General features: G+C 35.6%; 4 protein-coding genes. All 4 read right to left on the bottom strand.

Features of this window, described 5'->3' with window-relative positions; all coding sequences use genetic code 11:
- Nucleotides 1-269: 269 nt before the first annotated feature.
- The 4 genes from dxr to OZD64_RS06400 all read right to left on the bottom strand — a co-directional run bounded on the left by dxr (nucleotide 270) and on the right by OZD64_RS06400 (nucleotide 3800).
- On the bottom strand, nucleotides 270-1433 hold the full coding sequence (gene dxr, locus OZD64_RS06385) for a 1-deoxy-D-xylulose-5-phosphate reductoisomerase (protein ID WP_274999539.1): 1164 nt from the start codon (nucleotides 1431-1433) through the stop codon (nucleotides 270-272).
- A gap of 72 nt (nucleotides 1434-1505) precedes the next feature.
- Nucleotides 1506-2003, bottom strand: coding sequence for a hypothetical protein (locus tag OZD64_RS06390; RefSeq protein WP_010082318.1), 498 nt, complete (start codon nucleotides 2001-2003; stop codon nucleotides 1506-1508).
- A 320-nt stretch (nucleotides 2004-2323) separates the two neighbouring features.
- On the bottom strand, nucleotides 2324-3025 hold the full coding sequence (locus OZD64_RS06395) for an ABC transporter ATP-binding protein (RefSeq protein ID WP_006279859.1): 702 nt from the start codon (nucleotides 3023-3025) through the stop codon (nucleotides 2324-2326).
- On the bottom strand, nucleotides 3018-3800 hold the full coding sequence (locus OZD64_RS06400) for an MlaE family ABC transporter permease (RefSeq protein ID WP_038199265.1): 783 nt from the start codon (nucleotides 3798-3800) through the stop codon (nucleotides 3018-3020). The genes OZD64_RS06395 and OZD64_RS06400 overlap by 8 nt, the downstream gene beginning before the upstream one ends.
- Nucleotides 3801-4275 lie beyond the last annotated feature (475 nt).

A 4275-nucleotide genomic window follows, 5' to 3' on the forward strand; every position in this document is an offset into this window, starting at 1 on the left:
CTTAAAAATATTAATAATTATACACTATTATTAACAATTATTCAACCATATTTTTGAAGATAGCTATGCCGCCGCGAACCGTCATACCGCCGCGGTATCTCTAGATCCCGCTAACAAGCAGCGGGATGACGAATTACTTAACCGTCATACCACCGCGAACCTTCATACCGCCGCGGTATCTCGGCATAGATTCCGCTAACAAGTAGCGGAATGACGATTGTGTATCGTGTTTTGCTAAAAATCACAGAATGCAGTCTGGTTACATTACTCTAGCTATACGCAACAACTTTACTTTCAACAATTTTGTGAGCAATAATACGACTTTCATAATCAATATTTATTATATCAGATAGTGAATTAATATCAGTATAACTACCAAAACTTTCCATTGTTGATTCCACTACCTCTACTATTTTTAAAAAGCCGATTCGTGACTTCAAAAATTCATTAACAGCTATTTCATTTGCAGCATTGAGCACAATACTGTTTGTTTGTGGACCAGAAGAGTTTAACACTGCCATGCTAAGCTTTAGCGCAGGAAAACGCTTATGGTCTGGTCCTTGAAAGGTCAATTTTCCTTGCTTTGTTAAATCTAATTTACGATTTAAAGCTGATCTTTCCGGCCAAGATAGAGCATATGAAATAGGAATTGCCATGTCAGTTTCTGCAAGCACAGCAAAGTTGAACCCATCCTTATAAGTTACAATTCCATGTACTATTGACTCAGGATGCACTATTGCTTCAATTTTATCCGGGCTGATATTAAACAAGTTATGTGCTTCTATTATCTCTAGTGCCTTATTCATCATTGTTGCGCTATCAACCGAGATTTTCTTTCCCATATTCCAAGTGGGGTGACTAAGCGCCTTATCTACCATAACATTTCTTAATTGCTCAAGGCTATAATTTAAGAATGGTCCACCAGAAGCAGTAAGTATGATCTTTTCTACGCATTTGTCGTCATTTTGCAAAATTTGAAAAATTGCATTGTGCTCAGAGTCAATAGGGATTATTTGTACATTTTTTTCTTTAGCTTTTTTGAGTAATAACTTTCCACCGCAAACAATGCTTTCTTTGTTTGCCAATGCAATGACTTTGGTACCGCTTTCTATAACTTCCATAACTGGCCCAAGGCCTGCAATGCCAACTATTGCAACAACTGAGAGATCAACAGGTATGGTAGCAATATTTGTAGCACCAATTGCTATTTTTACATCTGTACCAAGTAAACTTTCTTTCAAATCTTTGTAAAGCCTTTCATCGGAGATAGCAACATATTTTGCATTTAGCAGTTTTGCTTGGTGTGCCAGTAGAGCAAAGTTCGAATGGGCACTTAGTGCTTCCACTTGGTATTCTTCTTTTCTCTTTGAGAGCAAATCTACAGTCTTTTTTCCAACACTTCCTGTTGATCCCAAAACTGAAACCTTTTTCACTAAGACAAACTCATAACAACAGCAACTTTTCTTATTAGGCCTTCTTCCAACTATTCAATAGTTTTTAAGTGTTTAACCAAGTTCATGTCCGTGGTCATCGCCAACAGATGGTGAAGGACCAGGTGAAAAAGATTGACCATGGTGATCACCTGCATCATGCATGTCTTGCAAACCATCAGCATTATGAGCTATTTCGTTATTGGCATGAGGGTAATCATCTGAGTGATGTCCATCATCACCATGAGCCATATCCATTTCTTCTGATGGCATATCTTCCCCACCTCCACCTGAAAAATATTCTGCAAGGCCTTCAAGAAGTTTTATGCCAAACATATTACCTGACTTTCCAAACAATGTTACTAGACTACTGCCACTCACCAAACCTTCAAACACGTTACTATAAGCAGCAATTGCTCCTTCATGAAAGTTGAACAACCATTTCATTCCATCGACAACTGTTGAAACAGAGTCACTATGACCAAGACCAAAACCACTTTTCTCACCAGCAGCCTCTTGGTGTTGCTGCTGCGCTTGCCATTCTGCAATGTTTGGACCTTGAGCTTCACTCATAAATTTTTACTCTCAACCTTAAGCTATTATTTTATCACAAATATTGCAAAATATCAATAGAGCTTTTGAATATAGCTAATACAAACAATTTCTGTCATCCTATATATAGCTAAACTGACTTACGACAATTTGAAAAACGACAAATTCGTCATTCCGCTACTAGTTAGCGGAATCTATGCCGAGATACCGCGAATGAATCGCGGTATGACGTGTTAGCTATAGGATCCAGTTTGAAAAAAATCTGAATTCCAATGTTCACTACCTTTTACAAAGTTAAAACTTAAAAATATGACTGTTAGCAATAGTGTATATATCTTTAGCTATATATAATGAATGAATTTTTTTATATATTCGTTATTAGTATTTTGTATTTCCTGAACAGTTCCATGGGAAATGATCTCCCCTTCATATAATACTGCTATTTTATCAGCTATTTTAAATGCGCTATGAATATCATGTGTAATCGTGATAATTGTAGGGTTAAGATCTCTAGATAATTTTATTATTATCTCGTTTACTATATCTGACATAATTGGGTCCAATCCTGAAGTTGGTTCATCCAAAATAATGATTTCTGGATTGTGTGCAATCGCCCTTGCAAGTGCCACTCTTTTTTTCATTCCACCTGATAGCTCTATTGGAAACATATCTGCTATGCTTTCCTCCAGTCCAACATCATTTAACTTCTCGATTGCTAGCTGTTTTGCCTCTTTTTTGCTGATATTAAAGCGCTTTTTATAATTAAAAGATATATTTTCCCACACTGTAACGTAGTCAAATAAAGCGGAATTTTGAAATAAAACCCCAAATTTATTTTTGCTTTTACTATTTATTTTAACAGACCCTGAGTCTGGAGCAAGCAAGCCGATAATTGTTTTTGTTAATACAGATTTGCCGCTTCCTGAGCCACCAAGTATGACTAATGATTCCCCTTTTAATATATCAAAATTTAGATCTTTTAGTACTGTCCTATCATCAAAAGATAAGCTTAAATTCAATATTGATATTATGGGGTTACGCATGTATCAAAGTAATCATGTAGTTTGCTAAAATGATCAGTATGGACGATAAAACAACAGTTGATGTTGTAGCAACACCTACTCCTCGTGCACCTTCTTTGCAATGGTAACCGTAATAGCAGCTTGAGACAGAAATTATGGCGCCAAATGCAGTTGCTTTTATTAGCCCAGTTATAAAATCATACGTATTAAAGAACTGAGCTGTGTGTTTAATGTATATATTTAAATTGTGGTTAAATTCGAAGACTGCAGTGATGCATCCTCCAAATATTCCTATTAAATCTGCACATACTGTAAGTATGGGAAATACTATGATTGACGCTAAAATCCTTGGTGCAATTAAATATTTGAAAGGGTTGATGTTCAAAGTTGTAAGGGCATCTATTTGCTCGGTGATGCGCATCGTACCAATTTCTGCTGCAACTGATGATCCAACCTTTCCTACCATTATTAAGCTGATCAAAACTGGTCCTAACTCTTTAATGATAGTGATCGTAACAAGTTTGGGTATTATCTGTTCTTGGTTAATTAATGGGTCACTCAAGCTACTTTGTAAAACTATCGCCGCTCCTATAAAAACTCCAGTGAGCCCAACAATTGGCAGAGAGAAAAAGCCTATCTCTATAATTTGTCTTGCTATGTTGCTAAAATAATATGGTGGCACAAGGCAGTGGTATAGAGATTGAATAAAAAATATGAATGCACTACCAAGCCTTAACAAAAAATTGATAAAGTACCTACCAATTATTCTAACACTATTTATATCAAAAAAGCTCACTTTGTATTCATTTTAGCTAGAGGTTAGTCTTACTGATTTTATTAAAATTTTTATTAACTTTATCGCAAAGTATAGCTGAGATATGTTTTAAGTTCAATATACTTGATGTTTTAATTTAAAGCTTAACCCAAGAAAGGTTTCCCTACGTCATACCGCCACGGTATCCACAACTGTACGAACGTTGTAGTTTGGGAGCAATTCCCACCAGTGGGCCAGTGCCCAGACACTGAGATGGCTTTGTTGCATCGCTACTTATGAAAGGCTAACTATAATTAGGATTATAAGCAACTTATTGAAAATCTTGTTTTTTTGCAATCAATCTGATCAAATTTAAGAATAGTAATTTGTTATTTATATTAATAAATTTAATTCTATTGAAAATAGCTAAAGCATTGAAATTCTTGAATTTTAGCCAGATTAGTGAGTGGTAGTGAAATTTCTTTTACTCAAATTTAGGTATTCACTGACCGTTCTT

The sequence above is a fragment of the Wolbachia endosymbiont of Drosophila tristis genome (assembly GCF_028981745.1).
GTDB classification, from domain to species: domain Bacteria; phylum Pseudomonadota; class Alphaproteobacteria; order Rickettsiales; family Anaplasmataceae; genus Wolbachia; species Wolbachia pipientis.

What these genes read in the sequence shown, in the direction of transcription:
- OZD64_RS06395 (WP_006279859.1), bottom strand. Translation starts at nt 3,025, where the DNA reads ATGCGTAACCCCATAATATCAATATTGAATTTAAGCTTATCTTTTGAT.
- OZD64_RS06390 (WP_010082318.1), bottom strand. Translation starts at nt 2,003, where the DNA reads ATGAGTGAAGCTCAAGGTCCAAACATTGCAGAATGGCAAGCGCAGCAG.